This is a genomic window from Pseudomonas sp. DrBHI1, assembly GCF_002205115.1.
In the GTDB taxonomy this organism is placed as follows: domain Bacteria; phylum Pseudomonadota; class Gammaproteobacteria; order Pseudomonadales; family Pseudomonadaceae; genus Aquipseudomonas; species Aquipseudomonas mosselii.
Genome location: NZ_NIBE01000127.1, coordinates 29,897 through 49,515, shown reverse-complemented (window position 1 = coordinate 49,515; position 19,619 = coordinate 29,897). Strand labels below are relative to the sequence as shown.

21 protein-coding genes are annotated in these 19,619 nt (G+C 63.2%); 15 read left to right on the top strand and 6 right to left on the bottom strand.

The genetic code is table 11. The features are described 5' to 3' along the window. Nucleotide 1: 1 nt before the first annotated feature. Nucleotides 2-1,234, bottom strand: coding sequence for a 3-methyl-2-oxobutanoate dehydrogenase (2-methylpropanoyl-transferring) subunit alpha (locus tag CC207_RS23600; RefSeq protein WP_088852865.1), 1,233 nt, complete (start codon nucleotides 1,232-1,234; stop codon nucleotides 2-4). Between the two features lie 198 nt (nucleotides 1,235-1,432). Here CC207_RS23600 and bkdR point away from each other — a divergent pair, with 198 nt between their 5' ends. The 3 genes from bkdR to CC207_RS23585 all read left to right on the top strand — a co-directional run bounded on the left by bkdR (nucleotide 1,433) and on the right by CC207_RS23585 (nucleotide 4,829). After that, entirely contained in the window at nucleotides 1,433-1,921 is a 489-nt protein-coding gene (bkdR, locus tag CC207_RS23595) for a Bkd operon transcriptional regulator BkdR (protein ID WP_028691050.1), read from the top strand. A 204-nt stretch (nucleotides 1,922-2,125) separates the two neighbouring features. Beyond that, entirely contained in the window at nucleotides 2,126-3,367 is a 1,242-nt protein-coding gene (locus CC207_RS23590) for a glutamine synthetase family protein (RefSeq protein ID WP_178080991.1), read from the top strand. A gap of 130 nt (nucleotides 3,368-3,497) precedes the next feature. After that, nucleotides 3,498-4,829, top strand: coding sequence for an MFS transporter (locus CC207_RS23585; RefSeq protein ID WP_088852863.1), 1,332 nt, complete (start codon nucleotides 3,498-3,500; stop codon nucleotides 4,827-4,829). A 48-nt stretch (nucleotides 4,830-4,877) separates the two neighbouring features. On the opposite strand, the gene CC207_RS23580 is transcribed toward CC207_RS23585, so the two are convergent. From CC207_RS23580 to flgA, 4 genes are all read right to left on the bottom strand, one after another. Next, a complete protein-coding gene (locus tag CC207_RS23580) occupies nucleotides 4,878-5,621 on the bottom strand; it encodes a flagellar brake protein (protein ID WP_028691047.1) in 744 nt (247 codons plus the stop codon). A gap of 90 nt (nucleotides 5,622-5,711) precedes the next feature. Beyond that, nucleotides 5,712-6,179 (bottom strand): flagella synthesis protein FlgN, encoded by a 468-nt coding sequence (locus CC207_RS23575; protein WP_028691046.1) that lies wholly within the window; start codon nucleotides 6,177-6,179, stop codon nucleotides 5,712-5,714. A 47-nt stretch (nucleotides 6,180-6,226) separates the two neighbouring features. Next, nucleotides 6,227-6,541, bottom strand: a complete 315-nt coding sequence (gene flgM, locus CC207_RS23570; protein ID WP_028691045.1) for a flagellar biosynthesis anti-sigma factor FlgM — start codon at nucleotides 6,539-6,541, stop codon at nucleotides 6,227-6,229. 174 nt (nucleotides 6,542-6,715) lie between these two features. After that, complete coding sequence (gene flgA, locus CC207_RS23565; protein ID WP_028691044.1) at nucleotides 6,716-7,465, bottom strand: flagellar basal body P-ring formation chaperone FlgA; 750 nt, start codon at nucleotides 7,463-7,465, stop codon at nucleotides 6,716-6,718. Nucleotides 7,466-7,528: 63 nt separating this feature from the next. On the opposite strand from flgA, the gene CC207_RS23560 reads away from it, so the two are divergent. Next, nucleotides 7,529-8,458, top strand: coding sequence for a chemotaxis protein CheV (locus CC207_RS23560; RefSeq protein ID WP_028691043.1), 930 nt, complete (start codon nucleotides 7,529-7,531; stop codon nucleotides 8,456-8,458). Nucleotides 8,459-8,509: 51 nt separating this feature from the next. Then, on the top strand, nucleotides 8,510-9,337 hold the full coding sequence (cheR, locus tag CC207_RS23555; protein WP_028691042.1) for a protein-glutamate O-methyltransferase CheR: 828 nt from the start codon (nucleotides 8,510-8,512) through the stop codon (nucleotides 9,335-9,337). Between the two features lie 75 nt (nucleotides 9,338-9,412). On the opposite strand, the gene CC207_RS23550 is transcribed toward cheR, so the two are convergent. After that, nucleotides 9,413-11,989 (bottom strand): autotransporter outer membrane beta-barrel domain-containing protein, encoded by a 2,577-nt coding sequence (locus CC207_RS23550; RefSeq protein ID WP_256582345.1) that lies wholly within the window; start codon nucleotides 11,987-11,989, stop codon nucleotides 9,413-9,415. Nucleotides 11,990-12,344: 355 nt separating this feature from the next. Here CC207_RS23550 and flgB point away from each other — a divergent pair, with 355 nt between their 5' ends. From flgB to CC207_RS28025, 10 genes are all read left to right on the top strand, one after another. After that, nucleotides 12,345-12,752 carry a flagellar basal body rod protein FlgB gene (gene flgB / locus CC207_RS23545; RefSeq protein ID WP_028691041.1) on the top strand — a complete coding sequence of 136 codons (408 nt, stop codon included), beginning with the start codon at nucleotides 12,345-12,347 and terminating at the stop codon, nucleotides 12,750-12,752. A 2-nt stretch (nucleotides 12,753-12,754) separates the two neighbouring features. After that, the gene (gene flgC / locus CC207_RS23540) at nucleotides 12,755-13,198 is read left to right on the top strand and encodes a flagellar basal body rod protein FlgC (RefSeq protein WP_023629792.1); all 444 of its coding nucleotides are present in this window, start codon (nucleotides 12,755-12,757) and stop codon (nucleotides 13,196-13,198) included. A 13-nt stretch (nucleotides 13,199-13,211) separates the two neighbouring features. After that, on the top strand, nucleotides 13,212-13,904 hold the full coding sequence (flgD, locus tag CC207_RS23535) for a flagellar hook assembly protein FlgD (RefSeq protein ID WP_062360678.1): 693 nt from the start codon (nucleotides 13,212-13,214) through the stop codon (nucleotides 13,902-13,904). Nucleotides 13,905-13,934: 30 nt separating this feature from the next. Then, complete coding sequence (flgE, locus tag CC207_RS23530; protein WP_062360680.1) at nucleotides 13,935-15,257, top strand: flagellar hook protein FlgE; 1,323 nt, start codon at nucleotides 13,935-13,937, stop codon at nucleotides 15,255-15,257. Nucleotides 15,258-15,326: 69 nt separating this feature from the next. Beyond that, nucleotides 15,327-15,521, top strand: coding sequence for a hypothetical protein (locus CC207_RS23525; RefSeq protein ID WP_062360681.1), 195 nt, complete (start codon nucleotides 15,327-15,329; stop codon nucleotides 15,519-15,521). A gap of 162 nt (nucleotides 15,522-15,683) precedes the next feature. Beyond that, nucleotides 15,684-16,424, top strand: coding sequence for a flagellar basal-body rod protein FlgF (gene flgF / locus CC207_RS23520; RefSeq protein ID WP_062360683.1), 741 nt, complete (start codon nucleotides 15,684-15,686; stop codon nucleotides 16,422-16,424). Between the two features lie 48 nt (nucleotides 16,425-16,472). Further along, a complete protein-coding gene (flgG, locus tag CC207_RS23515; RefSeq protein ID WP_028691035.1) occupies nucleotides 16,473-17,258 on the top strand; it encodes a flagellar basal-body rod protein FlgG in 786 nt (261 codons plus the stop codon). 79 nt (nucleotides 17,259-17,337) lie between these two features. Next, nucleotides 17,338-18,033, top strand: a complete 696-nt coding sequence (flgH, locus tag CC207_RS23510) for a flagellar basal body L-ring protein FlgH (RefSeq protein ID WP_028691034.1) — start codon at nucleotides 17,338-17,340, stop codon at nucleotides 18,031-18,033. 12 nt (nucleotides 18,034-18,045) lie between these two features. After that, entirely contained in the window at nucleotides 18,046-19,155 is a 1,110-nt protein-coding gene (locus tag CC207_RS23505) for a flagellar basal body P-ring protein FlgI (RefSeq protein ID WP_028691033.1), read from the top strand. An 11-nt stretch (nucleotides 19,156-19,166) separates the two neighbouring features. Next, nucleotides 19,167-19,619, top strand: a 453-nt coding sequence (locus CC207_RS28025; RefSeq protein WP_256582339.1) for a rod-binding protein, incomplete at its 3' end; no start/stop codon positions are given.

Here is a 19,619-nt window from a genome sequence, read left to right as displayed (position 1 = left end):
CTCAGACCCCCAGTTCCTGGCGCTGACGGCGCAGGTGGTCGGGCATTTCCTTGTACACGTCCTCGAACATCGAGGCGGCGCTGGGGATATGGCCATTGCTCAGGGTGCCGAACTGCTCGGCATCCTTCTGCGCCTTGATCACCTCGGCCTCAAGCTCCGCGGTGACCGCCTGGTGCTCTTGCTCGGACCAGTGGCCGAGCTTGATCAGGTGCTGCTTGAGGCGGGCGATCGGGTCGCCCAGCGGGAAATGGCTCCAGTCGTCAGCCGGGCGATACTTGGACGGGTCGTCTGAGGTCGAGTGCGGGCCGGCGCGGTAGGTGACCCATTCGATCAGCGTTGGGCCCATGCCGCGGCGCGCGCGTTCGGCGGCCCAGCGCGAGGCGGCGTAGACGGCGATGAAGTCGTTGCCGTCGACCCGCAGCGAGGCGATGCCGCAACCTACGCCACGACCGGCGAAGGTGGTCGACTCGCCGCCGGCGATGGCCTGGAAGGTCGAGATCGCCCATTGGTTGTTGACCACGTTGAGGATCACCGGGGCGCGGTAGACGTGGGCGAAGGTCAGGGCGGTGTGGAAGTCCGATTCGGCGGTGGCGCCGTCGCCGATCCATGCCGAGGCGATCTTGGTATCGCCCTTGATCGCCGAGGCCATGGCCCAGCCGACTGCCTGGACGAACTGGGTGGCCAGGTTGCCGCTGATGGTGAAGAAGCCGGCTTCGCGCACCGAGTACATGATCGGCAGCTGGCGACCCTTGAGCGGGTCGCGGGTGTTGGACAGCAGCTGGCAGATCATGTCCACCAGCGACACCTCGCGGGCCATCAGGATGCTCTGCTGGCGGTAGGTGGGGAAGCACATGTCGGTGCGGTTGAGGGCCAGGGCCTGGCCGCTGCCGATGGCTTCCTCGCCCAGGCTCTGCATGTAGAACGACATCTTCTTCTGGCGCTGGGCGACCACCATGCGGCTGTCGAAGATGCGGGTCTTGAGCATGGCGCGCATGCCCTGGCGCAGCACCTTCGGGTCGATACCCTCGGCCCAGGGGCCGACGGCGTCGCCATGCTCGTTGAGCACGCGCACGAGGCTGTAGGAGAGGTCTGCCGTGTCGGCAGGCTCCACATCGATAGGGGGTTTACGGACTTGACCGGCGTCATTCAGGCGCAGGTAGGAGAAATCGGTCTGGCAGCCTGGCCGGCCTGTAGGCTCGGGCACATGCAGACGCAGGGGGGCGTACTCGTTCATGCTTTTTACGCTCGCTCGAATGTTGTTTTTGTGAGCTTTGAAGCGGCCGCTGCTGACTGCCTGCTTGTGACTGGCAGGTCAGCGTCTTTTTACATCATAGGGGGACGGCAAAAGAATTTTTCTCTCAAGTTCATTGCCTTTGTCCGGCGGCGCAGATAAACATTCCGTACAAACACAAAAACCAGGTCAATTTCTCTCATGCGTAAACTGGATCGAACGGATATCGGCATCCTCAACAGCCTGCAGGAAAATGCCCGCATCACCAACGCCGAGCTTGCGCGCTCGGTCAACCTGTCGCCCACACCGTGCTTCAACCGGGTCAAGGCCATGGAGGAGTTGGGGGTGATCCGCCAGCAGGTCACGTTGCTATCGCCCGAGGCGCTGGGGCTGGATGTGAATGTGTTCATCCACGTCAGCCTGGAGAAGCAGGTGGAGCAGTCGCTGCACCGTTTCGAGGAGGAGATTGCCGAACGGCCTGAGGTCATGGAGTGCTACCTGATGACCGGGGATCCGGATTACCTGCTGCGGGTGCTGCTGCCGAGCATCCAGGCGCTGGAGCGCTTCCTCGATTACCTCACGCGCTTGCCCGGGGTGGCGAACATTCGCTCCAGCTTTGCGCTGAAGCAGGTGCGCTACAAGACCGCGCTGCCGTTGCCGGCCAATGGCATGACCCTGCGCGAGCAATGATCCGGGCAAGGTACCTGGGGTGCTTGATATTTTAAACACCCCCGGCCTATGTTGTGTGCGTCGCCATTCCCGGCATGCGAACACAACAAGAAGGACAGCGTCATGACGACCGAAGGCCCGCGCGCCCAGGCAGCGCATTTCAAGGGCATCGATGAAATCGAATGCGTCACCCCCGACCTTAACGGCGTGCCTCGCGGCAAGGTGATGACCGCAGAGGGTTTCCTCGAAGGCCGCCGCCTGCAGATGGCCCGTGGGGTCCTGCTGCAGTGCATCATGGGCGGTTACCCGGCGGCCAAATACTATGGCAGCGACGACGGCGATCTGGCGCTGGTGGCGGCGCCTTCGCAGATCCACCGTCTGCCCTGGAGCGACGAGCCTCGGGCCCTGGCGATCTGCGACGCGGTGGAACTCGATGGCACGCCCTCGGGGCTGTCCAGTCGTGGCCAGCTCAAGGCGGTGATTGCCCGCTATGCCGAGCGCGGGCTGGCGCCGGTGGTGGCGACAGAGCTTGAGTTTTTCGTGTTTGCCGCCAACAGCGACCCGACCCTGCCGTTCCAGCCGCCGCTGGGCAAGGACGGGCGTCGGGAAATGGGGCACTCGGCCTTCAGCGTCAGCTCCAACAACGGTCTGCGTCCGTTCTTCAACGAGGTGTACCGCTGCATGGCGGCGTTGGGCCTGCCGCGTGACACCTTCATGCACGAGATGGGCGTAAGCCAGTTCGAGATCAACCTGCTGCACGGTGACCCGTTGCTGCTGGCCGACCAGACCTTCCTGTTCAAGCACCTGCTCAAGGAGGTCGCGCTCAAGCACGGCCTGACCGTGGTGTGCATGGCCAAACCACTGGCGCACACGCCCGGCAGCTCGATGCATATCCACCAGAGCCTGGTCGACAGCGCCAGCGGGCGCAATGTATTTAGCGACGAGCAGGGCAGGGCGACCGACACCTTCCACCATTTCATCGGTGGCCTGCAGGCTTGCCTGGCTGACTTCACCGTGCTGTTCGCGCCTAACGTCAATTCCTACCAGCGGCTGTGCCACCCCTATGCGTCGCCAAACAACGCCTGCTGGTCCGAGGACAATCGCGCCGCGGGCCTGCGCATCCCGGCCAGCTCACCTGCGGCCCGGCGGGTGGAGAACCGCCTGCCGGGCGCCGACGCCAACCCCTACCTGGCCATCGCCGCGAGCCTTGCCGCCGGCCTGCATGGCATCGAGCGCCAGATCGCGCCAACGCCGGCGATCCAGGGCGAGTTCGAGGTGCCCGAGCACCTGAGCCTGCCCTGTACGCTGCACGCCGCGCTGGAACGCCTCAAGCGCAGCAACCTGGCGCGGGAACTGTTCGGCAGGGAGTTCATCGAAGGCTACATCGCCACCAAGACCCTGGAGCTGAGCGATTTCTTCGATGAGATCACGCCCTGGGAGCGCCGCGTGCTGGCCGCGCAAGCCTGAGCGCGACACGACCGCTACTGGATGCGCCCCCGGCGGCCGATTTAGCCGCCGGGGGCCTGCGCTGCAGTGAATTTGCTTTTATGCTTGGCGGCAACCTCGCGCCACCAGATCAAGGAGCTTGACGGGACGTATGCGAAATATCTGGAAGCCGTTTCAGTCGTTGTACTTCGCCGCCCTGATGATGCTGATCGGTTCGGGTCTGCTCAGTACCTACCTGGCCCTGCGTCTGGCCGCCGACCATGTCGACAGCCTGTGGATCGGTGCGCTGATGGCGGCCAACTACTTCGGCCTGGCGGTAGGCGGCAAGGTCGGGCACCGGCTGATTGGCCGGGTCGGGCATATCCGCGCCTACGCCACCTGTGCCGGCATTGTCGGCGCGGCGGTGCTCGGGCACGGGCTGACCAGCTGGCTGCCGGCCTGGGTCGGGCTGCGCATGATCGTCGGCCTGGGGATGATGTGCCAGTACATGGTCATCGAGAGCTGGCTCAACGAGCAGGCCGATGCCAAGCATCGCGGCGCGGTGTTCAGCGGCTACATGATCGCTTCCTATTTGGGGCTGGTGCTTGGCCAGTTGATCCTGGTGGTGCATCCGCAGCTTGGGCCTGAGTTGCTGATGCTCGTGGCGATGTGCTTTGCCCTGTGCCTGGTGCCCGTGGCCATGACCCGACGCATCCACCCCGCGCCATTGCGGCCGGCGCCGATGGAGCCGAAGTTTTTCATCAAGCGTGTGCCGCAGTCGCTGTCCACGGTACTTGGCTCGGGTCTGATCGTCGGTTCGTTCTATGGCTTGGCGCCGCTGTATGCGTCCAGCCAGGGGCTTTCCACCGAGCAGATCGGCCTGTTCATGGGCAGTTGCATTTTCGCCGGCCTGCTCGTGCAGTGGCCGTTGGGCTGGTTGTCCGACCGCTATGATCGCGCCGTGCTGATACGTGGCGTGGCGATCGGCCTGGCCCTGGCCTCGGCGCCGCTGGCGATCCTGCCAGGCGTGCCGTTGGCGCTGTTGTTCGGCATCGGTTTCGTCATATCGCTGCTGCAGTTCTGCCTGTATCCGCTGGCGGTGGCGTTCTCCAACGACCATGTGGAAAGCGAGCGGCGCGTCTCGTTGACCGCCATGCTGCTGGTCACTTATGGCGTGGGCGCCTGCATCGGGCCGCTGGCGGCCGGGGTGCTGATGAAGCTGCTGGGCGCGCAGATGCTGTATGCCTTCTTCGTATTCTTCGCCCTGGTGCTGGTCTGGCGTATCCGGCCCAAGGCAGTCACCGGGCTGCACCAGGTCCAGGATGCGCCGCTTGGGCACGTGGCCATGCCGGCGGCTGGCTCGCCCTTGTCGGCGGCCCTTGACCCTCGGGTCGATGAGCAGACCGTGCAGGAGGTGATGCAGGCGCCGGTGGCGGCGGAAGATACCGAAGAGGAGGCCGGCATGGAGCGGGAAAGCGAGACGAGCAAATCAGCTACTCGCTGAATGCAAAACGCCACCCATGGGGTGGCGTTTATCATGTCCTGGCGACGCTCAATAGTCGTCTTTGTCGAACCGCCGTGCCTCGCGCTGCAGTTGATAGACGAAACTCTCGATCTTGCGCTGAGCCTGACCGTTGAGGTTATGGAAGCGCACCCCGGCGAAGGTGGTGTTAATGCGTTCCTCGAAGTGCAGGTGACGCAGTTCTACCAGGGTGTCGGTCAGGCCCAGCGGGTTGCCGGCCTTGAAGCGCTCGTAGACCTGGCCCAGTTGCAGGCGGTCCTCGACGTTGCCGTCGAAGCGCAGCTTGCAGCCGGTGGCGGAGATGTCCAGCAGTTTGCCACGCAGGGCGCCGTTGCCCTTGAGGTGGGCGCCGTCGAGGGTGATGTCGACCAGTTGCGATAGCTTCAGCGCGGCGCGGAAGGCGTTGCGACGCTGGTGATAGGTCACTTCCTCGGGCAGTGGGCCGCGGTAGCAGCGATGGCCGTCGATCTCGGTGATGGTCAGTGGTGTGCTGGACTCCCAGGCGATGCGCACGCCGTCATGGAAGCCTTCGACGCGGAACGACTCGCCGTTCTCAATGTACTTTTCGCCGTCGCGGGGGATCATTTCATCCAGTGCCAGGACGCCGTTGTCCCGGTCGACGTGCACCACATAGCTCTGGAACCGCTGGCTGCGCTCGTGGAAGCTGATGATCAGCGGGTCGTGGCTATCCAGCAACTGGCGCAAGTTGGCCGTGATCTCCAAAGGGGTGGTGAGCACCTTTGGTGGCTGGGGCGCATCGGATTCATTGAACACGGGTTATCAATCTCCAGGCAAAACGGCACACGCAAGTTACGGCATTTTGCCAGTATGTTCCGTGTCTTGGTACAAATAAGATAGAACTAATCACACTTGGCTGAGTGCGCGGGGCTTGGCCATTGGCGAGGTGCCGCCACGGCTGTCGTAGAGCGACGGGGAATCGCCACCCTGAAGGATTCTGATCTGGTTCGCCGTGGTCTGTTGTTGCACCTGGATGATCCGGCCATTGGTCTCGTTGACCTGCCGGCAGGCATCCATCAGCTCGCCCAGTGCATCGAGCCGGCTCATGATGGCCTCGCCATTGCTCGACTGTGCGGCCAGCGCCTGGGCCCCCTCGCGGTCGGCACTCAGGCCGAGTTCGAGGAGCAGCTGACTGCGCCGCTTGCCCTGCTGCTCGAGCAAGATGATCAACGACTGCTTGCGGGCCAGGATTTGCTCCAGGGCCATCATGTCCCGACCGTGCAGGGCTATCGCTTCGTTCTGCAGAAGCTCGAGCAGTTCCTGCGTCGGCGCTATGTCGTTTTCAATCAGTTGCAGCAGGGTAGTGTCGTGCATGGCTAACTCTTGGCGTGTTGCGTCCTTGAAGTCAGCGCGCCTGAAGGTCAGCGCTGGGCTTCGAAATCAAGCAGTTTGCTGGCGACCCGGTCGGCATCGACCTTGTAGCTGCCGTCTGCGATGGCCTGCTTCAACTCGGCCACGCGGGCGCTGTTGACGGTCGGCTGATCGCGCAGCTTGTCGCTGATCTTCTGCAATTGCTGGGCCTCTGGGCTCAGGTGTACCGCTTCTCCGCTGGCATTGGCGCGCTTTGGCGCTTCACTGGCTTCGCCGGCTTTTTCGGCGTTGCCTGGCGCGGCATTGCCGCGAACGCCGCCCGTGACGGACGGAGAGTTGTTGAGACGACTGAAGTCGATGACCATGTTCAGAACCCCTGGGAATTAGGACGCATGCCTGGTTTTCGGCCAGCCTGAGCAAAACTTTAGGTGTGAATGCATCAGTGCCTCCAGGTACAGGTGCGCAACCCGATTTGTGACACAGTTTAGGGCGCGCGGTTCCACATCGCCAGCGTTCTGTCATTATCCCGACACGGTGTATTACATGGCCACCTCGACCTGGCCGGGGCCTGTGACCCGCGCCTTGACCACGCGCCTGGAATTCAGGTTGCGCACGCGGATCTGCGTCTGCAGGCCGCCCTTGTCCAGTGCCTCGCCCGGCATGCGCACGCTCAGGCTGCCGCTGCGGGCGATGATCACCACATGGTCGCCCTTGCGAACCACCTCGGCCTGTTCCAGGTGCTGTTGCGTCAGTACCTGGTCGAGCACAGTGGGGCGCAGCAGCTTCATGCCCACGGCCTGGTCGAGCTGGGTCAGGTAGCCTGGGCCGAGGCTGCCGACATCGCGCTCGCGCATGGCCACATCGCCTTCGGTCACCACGCTTTCGCGCTTCAGGGGGCGCGTCATGACCACCACATCGCGCAGCAGGCGGACCTGTGCCGGGACGAACACCGTCCAGGGCGCGGCACTGTCGCAGCGTACCCGTACCGTGACCCGCCCGAGCGGCGTCGAACTTTCCAGCGAGGCATCCAATTGCTGGCTGCATTGGGGCATGCGCAGGCGCGGGTCCAGGGTATTGACCTGGATTTCATAGCGGCCCGGGGTTTGGGTCGTCGCCAGATAATCCTCTACGGTGAACTCAAGAAACCCCTGAGTGACACCGATAAGCTGTTCAGGCAAGGTAAAAGAGTCCGCCAGCGTACGAATGCCGGGTGCCAGCAGGCACAGGGCGGCCAGTGAGCCGGTCAGCAGGCGCGTCAGTCGTCGGAAATTTGTCGTTTTCGTGTACATGGCGTTCAAAAAAGCAAAGCCCGTGCCGATTCGGTACTTAGGCAATCGTTGAAGGAGTCTGGCATGGCTGGAGTGATGGATTCGGTCAACCAGCGCACGCAACTGGTGGGGCAGAACCGCCTGGAGCTGCTTTTGTTTCGCCTCAATGGCGATCAGCTCTACGGCATCAATGTGTTCAAGGTGCGGGAGGTGCTGCAGTGCCCGGACCTGACGCTGCTGCCCAGATCCCATCCGGTGGTGCGCGGTGTGGCCAACATTCGGGGGGCGACCATCCCGATCCTTGACCTGTCGATGGCCACTGGCCTTCCGCAGTTGAAGGAAGAAACGCGCAACAGTTTCGTGATCATCACCGAGTACAACACCAAGACCCAGGGCTTCCTGGTGCACTCGGTCGAGCGCATCGTCAACATGAACTGGGAAGAGATCCATCCGCCACCCAAGGGCACCGGGCGCGATCACTACCTGACCGCCGTGACCCGGGTCGACAATCGCATGGTCGAGATCATCGATGTCGAGAAGGTGCTGGCCGAAGTGGCGCCGTCGTCCGAGTCGGTGTCCGAGGGGGTGATCGATGCCGAGGTGCAGGACAAGGCGGTGATGTTGCGGGTGCTGACGGTCGATGATTCGTCGGTGGCGCGCAAGCAGGTGAGCCGTTGCCTGCAGACTGTGGGGGTCGAGGTGGTGGCGCTCAACGACGGTCGCCAGGCCCTGGACTACCTGCGTAAGCTGGTGGACGAGGGCAAGCGTCCGGAGGAAGAGTTCCTCATGATGATCTCGGATATTGAAATGCCGGAAATGGACGGCTATACCCTCACGGCGGAGATCCGCAGCGATCCGCGTATGCAAAAGCTGCACATCTGCCTGCATACTTCGCTGTCCGGGGTATTCAACCAGGCGATGGTCAAGAAGGTCGGTGCTGATGACTTCCTGGCCAAGTTCAGGCCGGACGATCTTGCCCAGCGCGTGGTCGATCGGATCAAGGCGAGTCATTGAAACGGCCGGGGCTCGTCCCCGGCGCTAGCGATTTAAGAAGAGGCGGCAGCATTGTCTACGGGTAATTTGGATTTCGAACAGTTCCGGGTCTTCCTGGAGAAAGCCTGTGGCATCCTGCTGGGCGAGAATAAGCAGTACCTGGTCTCCAGCCGTCTCAACAAGCTGATGGAGCAACAGGGCATCAAGTCGCTGGGCGAATTGGTTCAGCGCATCCAGACCCAGCCACGCAGTGGTTTGCGCGAGCAGGTGGTCGATGCCATGACCACCAACGAGACGCTGTGGTTTCGCGACACCTACCCGTTCGAAGTGCTCAAGAGCAAGGTGATCCCGGAGTTCATCAAGAACAATCCGGGCCAGCGCCTGCGCATCTGGTCGGCGGCCTGTTCGTCGGGGCAGGAGCCGTATTCGATCTCGATGTCGATCGACGAGTTCGAGCGCACCAACCTCGGCCAGTTGAAGATGGGCGCGCAGATTGTTGCCACCGACCTGTCCGGCGCCATGCTCAACAACTGCAAGACTGGCGAGTACGACAGCCTGGCCATTGCCCGTGGCCTGTCACAGGAGCGCCTGCAGCGCTACTTCGACCCCAAGGGGCCGGGGCGCTGGGCGGTCAAGCCGCCGATCCGCAGTCGCGTCGAGTTCCGTTCGTACAACCTGCTCGACAGCTATGCGCCGCTGGGCAAATTCGACATCGTGTTCTGCCGCAACGTGCTGATCTACTTCTCGGCTCAGGTCAAGAAGGACATCCTGATGCGCATTCACAGCACGCTCAAGCCTGGTGGCTACCTGTTCCTTGGCGCGTCCGAGGCGCTCAACGGGTTGCCGGACCACTATCAGATGGTCCAGTGCAGTCCGGGGATCATCTACCAGGCCAAGTAAGGCTGGGCAAAAAAGGCCGGTATCCTGCGATCCCGGCCTTTTTGTTTTCGCTGCGGGCTTGCCTGTGATGGCGTGTCAGAATGCGTAGCGCAGCCTGGCCGAGAACACGTCGGCATCGAAGCCCGACTTGCCCACGTAGTCATAGCTGACTCCAACGCTCACCGCCCCCAGCTTGTAGTCCGCACCCAGGCCGGCCTCGTAGCTGCTGCGCGCCACGCCGGCGCCGTGGCTTACGAAGGGTGTGCTGCCAAGCACGAAGGTCGCGGTGTTCTGCACAGGGTCGGCGGCAAAGTCGTGATACGCCATCATCTTCAGTTGCGGCTCCAGGGTGCCGGCGCCGAGCGGCAGTTGGCTGGCCACGAGCACGCCGACGCCCAGTTCGATGGCCTCGTAGCGTTGTGCCTCGACCTTGAGCGCGGCCGACGAGCCTTTCTCGTTGAAGCTGTCGATGTCGATGCGGGTGTAGCGCGCCGCCAGGCGTGGTTCGACCAGCAGTCGCGGATTCAGCTGCCAGCTGTAGCCGCCCACCAGGTTCAGGCCCAGCAGGTTGCTGTCATAGTCCGACTTGGCCCGGGTGCCGGCGATCTCGCGCTTGCCTTCGTTGTCGTTGATGCCGTAGGTCAAGCTGGCGTCGACGAAGTAGTTGTCCAGTGTGTAGATGCCATACAGCGAGAAGGCATGGCTCTGTACCTGGGTCTTGTTGCCGCGTTGGCTGTTGATGTCGCTGTCGATGAGGCTGTAGGTCGCGCCGAGCGTGAACTGGTCGTCAAGCTGGGCATCGGCGCCGACCGCCATGCCGCGGCTGTAGGCGTTGTAGCCGGCAATGTCATCGCGCTGTTGCTGGCTGGCGTCGCTGTACAGCGACTGCATCCACACGCCGGAGGCGCGGCGTGCTTCGCTGGCGTGAGGGGCGCGCAGGCTGCTGGAGCGGCTGGCGATGGCGTTGCCGATCAGTCGCTGGCTGGCCATGGCGGCCTGGCGGGCGCCGTCGCTGACGTCCGGTGCCAGTTGCTCGGCGAGCCTGGCCAGTCGAGCCTCGTCGGCGCCGGCGGCAGCGAGGAACAGCGGATCCTGCTTGCCCAGGCGTGCCAGCAGGCCGGACTCGGCCAGGTTGCCCAGGGCTTGACGCGCGTTGCTGTCGCCCCCTTGCCCGGCCACGATCTGTTCGAGGCGCTCGGTGGGCTGGGTGCTGACGACGGCATAGACCTTGTTGTCCTCGAGGGTGCTGCTCGTGACGTTGAGCATCACCGAGGTGCTGACGACCTTGGGGGTGCCGCTGGCGTCGAGCACCTTCACCTGGCCGGCCTCGAGCAGCAGGTAGCGCGTGCCGCCGGCCTGGAAATCATCGCCTTCGGGGGTCAGGGCGATCCTGGTGTTCTGGCCGAATTCCGTGGTGCCGCTGACCCTGACGATCGCCTCGTTGGGGATGGTCATCTCGGAGAGCAGCAGGCCCATCGCCGAGTTGTCGGCCACGCGCAGGTTGCCGTCGATGCGGGTGTGGTCGGAGTCGAAGTGGAGCGTGACGGCAGGATCGCCGGCGCTGCCGACATCGATCCAGCCATCGTTCACCAGGCGGATGTCGGCACTCCCGCGGTTGATGACGGTGGTGCCGTAGGTGCTGTCGCCCTCGACTTCGATGTTGGCTATTCCGCTCAGGGTGCCATAGGTCTCGCTGCCTTCGCGCAGGATCAGTTCGACCGGATGGTTGCTCGCGCTGGCGTCGATGGCGACGTCGGCCCAAATACCGCCGCTGTTGTAGATGTTGAGGTCGCCATTGGTCTTCTGCCAGGGCTGCATGCCAGGACCATCGAGGGCGACATTGCCGATCCTGATAGCGGTGCCGCTGGTTGTGACCCGGCCGGTGTTGACGACATGCTGCCCGAACGTGTCGGTCAGGGTCGCGCCATCGAGCAAGATGCCCTCGCTGCTGGCAAAGAGCTCGCCGTGGTTCTGGACGCCGGCAAGCACGGCACTGATCCCGCGACTGTCGGGGCTGGAGCTGGCCAGGATGCCGATGGCGTTGCTGCCGCTCGCACGGATGGTGCCGCGGTTGATGACCTTGCCCTCCAGGTTGGCGCCGGCCACGTTGATGGCGCGCGCTACAGGCGAGGAAGCCTCGATGAGCGCCCCCTCGGCATTGATCACGTCGCCCCTGATCAGCGTGGTGCCGGTGTTGGGGGAGGCCAGGTCAATACCGTGGTTCTGCACGCCGCTGACTGCGAAGGCGCCAGCGGTGGACTTGAGCTGGCCCAGGTTACGCAGGTCGCCGTCCAGGATGCTGGCCCGCAGACGCAGGGCGGCACCACCACTGCTGCTGGTCTTGACGTTGCCGAGTTGGAGCAGTTCCCCGCTCAGGTTGCTGCTGGCGAGGTGGATGCCATCACTGTCATGTGTCGTGGCGATGACCGTCTGGTCGTTGTCGTTGACGGTGCTGTTGAAAGTGAGGTCACCCATGACCCGGGTGTCGAACAGGTGGATGGCGCTCTTGTCCTGGCCGGTGAAGCTGCCGGCAAACGCCAGGTCGTCGTTGATGACCTGGTGTTCGCTGCGAAATCCACTGTCGTTCAGGGTGACGGTCTGAGCCAGGGAGGGCAGGGGCGCAGCGCTGATGGCCAGTGTAAGGAGGGTCTTGCGGAAGGTTGGCAAAGCCACGGCTTCTATCCTTGGAAAACAGTAAAAAGTCGTCGCGCATCCATGCGTGGGTAGAAACCATTGGCTTTCGAGAAGGGTGGCTTCGTGCCACAGCGCTGCGCAGGACGCGAATCCTACCGCGAATAATGGCTAATGGTCATTATTGTTTGACGTCAATTTTTTGTTTTGCCGCTTTTGCCGCCTGGCAATTGCCGCTTGTTGCGTTCGAAGCGGAAGCACTTTGCCGCTTTTCTGGCATGCCCATCCTGTGCTGAGCCCGTTGGGCCCCTGTTTATCGGGGTTGTGGTGGTTGGCACAGCCCTTGCTAAAGCCTAAGCCAACGAAACTCTGGTCAACCTCCGAAGGTTTCCCCGATATGAGCATCAGCTTCGACAAAGCGCTCGGCATCCACGAAAAGGCGCTGGGCTTTCGCGCCCAGCGTGCCGAGGTGCTGGCCAACAACATCGCCAACGCCGACACGCCCAACTACAAGGCGCGTGACATGGACTTCTCTTCGGTGCTCGCCGCCGAGGCCGACAAACAGCAGAACGGACGTATCGCCCTGGACCGCACCAACAGCCGTCACATCGAGGCCGAAGGCCTGGCGATGATGGACGACACGTTGCAGTACCGCACCCCGATGCAGCCGTCGATCGACCAGAACACCGTGGACGCGCAGATCGAGCAATCGAACTACACCGAAAACGCCGTTGGCTTCCAGGCCAGCTTCACCCTGCTCAACAGTAAATTCAAAGGGCTGGTATCGGCCCTGCGCGGAGAGTGACCATGTCCCTTGCCAGTGTCTTCAACATCGCCGGTAGCGGCATGAGCGCGCAGAATACGCGCCTTAACACCGTCGCTTCGAACATCGCCAACGCCGAGACGGTGTCCTCGAGCATCGACCAGACCTACCGCGCTCGTCATCCGGTGTTCGCCACCACCTTCCAGCAGGCTCAGGGCGGCGCGGGCCAGTCGCTGTTCGAGGATCAGGGCGAGGCGGGGCAGGGCGTTCAGGTCAAGGGCATCATCGAGGACCAGAGCAACCTCGAGGCCCGCTACGAGCCGAACCACCCGGCGGCGAACAAGGACGGCTACGTCTACTACCCGAACGTCAACGTGGTCGAGGAGATGGCCGACATGATCTCCGCCAGTCGCGCGTTCCAGACCAACGCCGAACTGATGAACACCGCCAAGAACATGATGCAGAAAGTGCTGACCCTGGGTCAGTAAGCAGGGAGCCGTAATGACTACCACCAATACCGATACCAAGGTCGGCAGCGGCTATCTGGATTCGCTGCAGAAGCCTGCCAACAAGAGCAACACCGGGCAGGCCGGCAGCGCGCTGGGCAAGGATGCGTTCCTGCAGTTGCTGGTGACGCAGATGAAGAACCAGAACCCGCTGGATCCCCAGGACAACGGCGAATTCGTCGCGCAGTTGGCCCAGTTCAGCAGCCTCGAGGGCATCCAGTCGCTGAAGGAGTCGGTCGACGGCATCCTCACCGGCATTGGTTCGTCCCAGGCGCTGCAGGCCACTTCGCTGGTCGGTCGCTCGGTGATCGTGGCGAGCGACAAGGCGGTGGTCGACACCACCAAGAGCTTCAATGGTCAGGTCGTGGTGCCGTCGAACATCACCGAGGGCAAGGTCAGCATCAAGGACAAGGATGGCAACGTGGTCAAGACCATCGACCTGGGGGCGCGCAAGGCCGGTACCGCCGACTTCATCTGGGACGGCAAGAACGAGAAGGGCGAGGCGGTCGAGCCGGGCACCTATACCTTCAGTGCCGAGACCAAGGTCGACGGCAAGGCCAAGACGCTGGCCACGCTGCTGCCGGCCAAGGTCAACAGTGTCAGCTTCCAGAACGGCAGCGAGATGATGCTCGACCTGGCCGGTATCGGCAAAGTCGGCATCTCCAAAGTAACCACCATCGGAATCTAACGCCGCAGCATCGGCACAAGGAGCGAGTAAATGTCTTTCAATATCGGCCTTAGCGGTCTCTACGCGGCGAACAAGGCTCTGAACGTTACCGGCAACAACATTGCCAACGTCGCCACCACCGGTTTCAAATCGTCGCGCGCCGAGTTCGGCGACCAGTATTCGCAGTCCATCCGTGGCACCGCCGGCGGCAAGACCCAGGTGGGCAGCGGCGTGAAGACCATGGCGGTCTCGCAGATGTTCAACCCGGGCAACATCAATGGCACCGGCCAGGCGCTGGACATGGCCATCGACGGCAACGGCTTCTTTGCCCTGAATGACAACGGCTCGCGGATTTACACCCGCTCCGGCGCCTTCTACAGCGACAAGGAAGGCTACGTGGTCAACGCCAACGGCGCCAACCTGCAGGGTTATCCGGTGGATGAAAACGGCAAGGTCATCCAGGGGTCGCTGACCAACCTGAAGATCGATACTTCGAACCTGTCGCCAAAGCCGACGGGTCGCATTTCCGAAACGGTCAACCTGAACTCCAGCGACGCAGCGCCGACGGTTGCGCCGTTCGATCCGACCAATGTCAAAAGCTACAACTACACCTTCAATACCCCGGTCTACGACAGCCAGGGCAACGAACACCAGATGAACCAGTATTTCGTCAAGGATGCCGGTACCAACTCCTGGACCATGTACACCACCATCGATGGTCGCAATCCGGCCGACCCCACCTTGTCCACTCCGCTGGTCAACAAGCTGCCGTTCACCTCGGCAGGCAAGTTGGATACCGCCGCAATGGCTGCCGGGCCGGTCGCAGGTGGCTTGACCGTCGCTGCCGACAAGACCTTCCAGCTGGCCAACTGGGTGCCGGCCGAGAAGAACGCCGCAGGCGCCTGGGTAGGCAATGGTGCCACCGCACGCACCGGTGGTGTGACCCTGGACATGCTGGCCACCACTCAGTACAACGCGGCCTCGGCCACCACTGCCAAGGACCAGGATGGCTATGCCACCGGTGAGCTCGCCGGCCTGACCGTGGATCAGAGCGGCAACCTGTTCGCCAACTTCACCAACGGCCAGAACAAGGTCATCGGTCAGGTGGTGATCGCCAACTTCGCGAACCTGCAGGGGCTGACCCCTGTCGGCGCCACCGCCTGGAAAGAGTCCTACGCTTCGGGCGTGCCGATCATCGGCGAGCCGGACACCGGTACCCTGGGTCGTATCGCGGGCAGTTCCCTGGAAGACTCCAACGTCGACCTGACTGGCGAGTTGGTCAACCTGATCAAGGCGCAGAGCAACTACCAGGCCAACGCCAAGACCATTTCCACCGAAAGCACCATCATGCAGACCATCATCCAGATGACCTGATGATCGTGGCGTGAAAAAGCCCCTGCTTGCGGGGGCTTTTTCACGTCTGGCACAGCGGAGGGCAAAGCCATGAAGAAACTGTCGATGCTCGTGGCGGTGGCGGGCGCACTGTTGATCGCGCTCTCGCTGCGCGCCGCGCCGGCGCCCTGGTATCAGTGGCAAAGCCTGGCGACCGGGCGCTACATGTGCTCGGCCACCGATCCGGGCGAGGGCTGGAAGCGTCATTCCGGGCCCTACAACAATGGCGCGTGTCGGAACAACTGACGGGGTGTTGCCGCCTGCGGCAAACATTCGCCGACAAACTGACGCTTTTTGTCTTGGCGTGGCCCTGAATGCCCCGTACTCAAAGGGTTGCGTCAGTTTGGTTCGATATTTGCTTTACCCTTGCCAACGATAGCGCGGCAAGGTTCGCGTAGAGGAGATGCTGTGGACAAGATGCTTTACGTGGCCATGACCGGCGCCAGCCAGAACGCGCTGGCGCAGAAGGCCCATGCCAACAACCTGGCGAACGTTTCCACCAACGGCTTCCAGCGTGACCTGGAGCAGGCGCGTTCGATGCCGGTGTTCGGCGACAGCTTTCCGGCACGCGCCTTCGCCATGACCGAGCGCCCGGCCACCGATTTCAGCGAGGGTGCGCTGGTCGAGACCGGTCGGGAGCTGGATGTGGCGGTTGCCGGCAAGGGTTTCATCGCCGTGCAGGCACCAGACGGTAGCGAAGCCTACGTGCGCACCGGCAGCCTGAACATCGACGCCCTGGGCGTGCTGCGTGCTGGCAACGGCATGCCGGTGATCGGCAATGGCGGTCCCATCGCCATTCCGCCGGAGCAGAAGGTCGAGGTCGGCGACGACGGCACCATCAGCATCCGCGCCATGGGCGAGGATCCGCGGGTGATGGCCGAGGTCGACCGGATCAAGCTGGTCAATCCGGATATCAAGGGGCTTACCAAGGGCCTGGACGGCATGATCCACACCACCACTGGCCAGCCGGCTGACGCCGATGTCAACGTGCGGGTGGTCTCGGGTTTCCTGGAGTCGAGCAACGTCAATGCCGTCGAGGAAATGACCTCGGTGCTGGCGCTGTCCCGTCAGTTCGAACTGCACGTCAAGATGATGAACGCGGCCAAGGAAGGCGATGAAGCCATGGCTCGGGTTTTGCAAATCGGCTAATTACATTTGAACGGGTGCCGTAAAACAGGCGCACGAGGAGAACATTAAATGCTTCCGGCTCTTTGGGTCGCTAAAACCGGCCTGTCCGCCCAGGACACCAACCTCGCGGTCATCTCCAACAACTTGGCCAACGTCTCGACCACCGGCTTCAAGCGTGATCGTGCCGAGTTCCAGGACCTGCTCTACCAGATCAAGCGCCAGCCTGGCGCGCAGTCCACCCAGGACAGCGAGCTGCCTTCGGGCCTGCAGGTCGGTACCGGTGTGCGCATCGTCGGCACCCAGAAGAGCTTCAATGCCGGCAGCCTGCAGACCACTGAAAACCCGCTGGACATGGCGGTCAACGGTCGCGGCTTCTTCCAGATCCTGCAGCCCGACGGCACCGTGTCGTACACGCGCGACGGTACCTTCCACCTGAACTCCGACGGCCAGATCGTCACCGCCAACGGCTTTGCCCTGGAACCGGCCATCGTCGTGCCGCCAGACGCGCAGACGTTCACCGTCGGCAAGGACGGCACCGTGTCGATCACCACCGTCGGCAACCCGGCCGCGCAGGTCATCGGCAACATCCAGACCGCCGACTTCATCAACCCGGCCGGTCTGCAGGCGATCGGTGGCAACCTGTTCCTGGAGACCGCTGCCAGCGGCGCGCCGCAGGTCGGCACCCCAGGCCTGAACGGCTTCGGCACCACCGAGCAGCAGACCCTGGAAGCGTCCAACGTCAGCACCGTCGAAGAGCTGGTGAACATGATCACCACCCAGCGCGCCTACGAGATGAACTCCAAGGTCATCTCCGCCGCCGACAAGATGCTGTCGTTCGTCACCCAGCAGCTGTAACCCCTGGCGGCCCGCCGGGTGCGGGCCGCTGACCATTCGCTCGCTGTTGCAGCGCCTGTTTTGCCTAGAGGTAAGCGTCATGAAACGTCTGTTGTCCGTGTTCGCCCTGGGGGGGGCGGTATCGTTGGCCGGTTGCGTCGCGCCGACGCCCAAGCCCAACGATCCGTACTACGCGCCGGTCCTGCCGCGCACCCCGTTGCCGGCAGCGGCCAACAACGGCTCGATCTACCAGGCCGGTTTCGAGCAGGGCCTGTATACCGATCGCAAGGCGTTTCGGGTCGGTGACATCATCACCATCACCCTCAACGAGCGCACCTCGGCGAGCAAGAACGCAGGTTCCCAGATCCAGAAGAACAGCAAGGCCAACCTCGGTCTGACCTCGCTGTTCGGTACCGTGCCGAACACCAACAACCCGTTGGGCAGTGGCGACCTCACCCTGGAGGCCGGCTACAGCGGTGACCGTTCCACCAAAGGTGACAGCAAGGCCACCCAGGGCAACACCCTGACCGGCTCGATCACCGTCACCGTGGCCGAGGTGCTGCCCAACGGCATTATCGCCGTGCGTGGCGAGAAGTGGATGACCCTGAACACCGGCGAAGAGCTGGTGCGCATTGCTGGCCTGGTGCGCGCCGACGACATTGCCACCGACAACACCGTGCCGTCCACTCGCGTGGCCGACGCGCGCATCACCTATTCGGGCACCGGCTCGTTTGCCGATGCCAGCCAGCCCGGTTGGCTGGACCGCTTCTTCATCAGCCCGCTCTGGCCTTTCTGAGTACGGATGACCATGTTCAACGCTAGGCGGTTGATTGCCGCGACACTACTTCTGTCCTGTGCGTTCGGCGCCCACGCCGAGCGCTTGAAGGATATCGCCAGCATTTCCGGCGTGCGGGCCAACCAGCTGATCGGCTACGGCCTGGTGGTGGGCCTGAACGGTACCGGTGACCAGACCACCCAGACCCCGTTCACCCTGCAGACCTTCAACAACATGCTGTCGCAGTTCGGCATCAAGGTGCCGCCAGGATCGGGCAACGTGCAGTTGAAAAACGTTGCCGCGGTGTCGGTGCATGCCGACCTGCCGGCCTTCGCCAAGCCGGGCCAGGTGATCGACATCACGGTGTCATCGATCGGCAACTCCAAGAGCCTGCGCGGCGGCAGCCTGTTGATGACGCCGCTCAAGGGTATCGACGGCAACGTCTACGCCATCGCCCAGGGCAACCTGGTGGTCGGTGGATTCGACGCCGAAGGCCGTGATGGCTCGAAGATCACCGTCAACGTCCCGTCGGCCGGTCGTATTCCCGGTGGCGCGTCGGTCGAGCGCGCGGTGCCAAGTGGCTTCAACCAGGGCAACAGTCTCACCCTGAACCTCAATCGCCCGGACTTCACCACCGCCAAGCGCATCGTCGACAAGGTCAACGAGCTGCTTGGCCCGGGCGTGGCCCAGGCCGTCGATGGTGGTTCGGTGCGGGTCACCGCGCCGATGGACCCGAGCCAGCGAGTGGACTACCTGTCCATTCTCGAGAACCTGGAGATCGATCCGGGGCAGGCTGTGGCCAAGGTCATCATCAACTCGCGCACCGGCACCATCGTCATCGGCCAGAACGTCAAGGTCTCGCCGGCGGCGGTGACCCACGGCAGCCTGACCGTGACCATCACCGAAGACCCGATCGTCAGCCAGCCGGGGCCGTTCTCCAACGGCCAGACCGCCGTGGTGCCACGCTCGCGGGTCAATGCCGAGCAGGAAGCCAAGCCGATGTTCAAGTTCGGCCCGGGCACCACGCTGGATGAGATCGTCCGCGCGGTGAACCAGGTCGGCGCAGCGCCGAGCGACCTGATGGCGATCCTCGAAGCCCTGAAGCAGGCCGGTGCGTTGCAAGCCGACCTGATCGTGATCTGAGGACGCCAGGGATGAATCCGAAAAGCCTGATCTCCGGCGCGTCCGACAGTGGGGCCTTCACCGACCTCAATCGGTTGAGTTCGCTCAAAGCTGGCGATCGCGACAGCGAGGGCAACATCCGCAAGGTGGCCCAGGAATTCGAGTCGTTGTTCGTCAGCGAGATGCTCAAGGCGTCGCGCAAGGCCACCGATGTGATGGCCGACGAAGACAGCCCGATGAACAGCGACACGGTCAAGCAGTACCGTGACATGTATGACCAGCAACTGGCGGTGAGCATGTCCCGCCAGGGTGGCGGCATTGGCCTGCAGGATGTGCTGGTGCGTCAGCTGAGCAAGCAGAAGCACAGCGTGAACTCCAGCCCATTCCCGCGCACCGACGGTGCCGCTCCGGTGCTCTGGGGCAGTCGCGTGGCCGCGCCGGTGCACGGCGAGCAGCCCGCTGCCGGGCGCAACGACGTCGCTGCC